This window comes from Vibrio sp. D173a, from assembly GCF_030248475.1.
The window spans coordinates 1-1,533 of sequence record NZ_JAHGAH010000334.1; the positions used below are offsets into that span (position 1 = coordinate 1).

General features: G+C 40.6%; 2 pseudogenes. Both read right to left on the reverse strand.

Going from position 1 to position 1,533, the window contains the following annotated elements:
• Positions 1-471: pseudogene (locus KIV40_RS25380) on the reverse strand (site-specific integrase); the annotation flags it as partial.
• 13 nt (positions 472-484) lie between these two features.
• Positions 485-1,533, reverse strand: a pseudogene (locus KIV40_RS25385) (hypothetical protein); the annotation flags it as partial.

The window sequence follows — 1,533 nt, forward strand, 5'->3', positions numbered from 1 at the left end:
CAAGTGGAACGGGTATACCCATGCTTCTAGACGCTCAAAGTCTACGGAACCTAAGCTGTTTTCTCCCTCATAGAGTAGTGGGGGGACAAGTTTTTTTAAGGTGACTATAGTGTTGCAAATAGACTGAAATGAATAATTCTTAGGTGATAGCCACATCATTTTTATAGCGAGTGCTTTTAGTTGGTTCCTCAGATTACGCTCGATTGTTTTTTCATCGATTTCAAAGTTTAATGTATTGATTTTGGTAGCGTTAGGTTCAAAAAAGAGTTGAAGCTTTCTCCATGCATCGTTGTCACCCACCTTGCCCAATGATTTCCCTGTAACGGTAAAGCCAATGTCGAGATTCTCAAATTCGTTCCAGTTTCCACGTTTAACTGCAGGGCTCAGCACATCATTGAGGTAGTCTGTGTAGATACCAACTTTACTTTGTGCATCGATGACAGCTTTTTGCCTCTCAAGTAGTTGTATCATGTTAGGCTCCTAATTAGCGATGTAACGCCAGTATGGCGTGGTCAATTGACACTCGTGGATGACGGCCATTTTTAATAAATAACTCCATAGCACTTTCGTATACATCGTTGCTTGCTCCGTCAAGAGTGAACTCAAAAGCGGATATTTTTTCATGCACTTCGTCTTTTGCATCGGTGTGTTGATCTAATATTTCTTTAAGTACATCAATGAAAGAGATAAGTTTATATATCGGCTGAACGTCATTAATAGCTTTAGCCGACTGGCATTTGTGACACATATCGTATTCAGAGCAGGGCAGGTTCATATTCATTGCATTGTTCGTTTTACGCTGAGTGTTTTTCCCATCGACAATACGTTGCTTCCCATTGCAGTTAATGCCATTTGGGTTTGTTTTAGCGTTCTCTTCAGCTTTTTTCTTTTGCCACTCATCATGTGCCAGCATTTGAATTCCAAGCTTGGCTGTAACTATTGATTTTGCTTGCTCTAAACTCGTGTCATCGAGTATTTGTTCAATTACTTGTATAGCTTGTGAGATGATCGTTTTGTTGAGCTCTGGGTCACCATTAGCATAATGTCGGTTAATAACGTTAAAGCTACTCTGAATGATGCTTTGAACACCGCTATTACCACTATCAGAGTATACTTGATTGCTAGTCATCTCTCGCCAACGACTTGACTGAAGTGTAAGAAAGTAGCTATTTGGCTCAATTGACCATGTTGATATCTGGCTTGACGAGATAGCATTAATGCCGTCCCAATCTGTAGGGATTTTCTCAGCACCTCCCCTTTTAAGTAAAAGACGTTCGTGGCTTTTAGAGCATTGTTTATCTGCCAATTCTGTAGCGTAAAGCTCTATATCTCGAACTAGTTCTTTGTCTTGAGCAGGAATAGTGAACGAATTCTTAGATCCACAGCGATATGTAAATGAAACACTTACATTGCCATTGGAGTCTTCCTCGGAATAAGTTAAGGGTAACAGGATCCCCTTGAGTGGAAGATCTGTGTAACAGGTTAGAATACAATACGCTGCATTGGTAGCTCCTCGAGAAGTGGACCCCAATG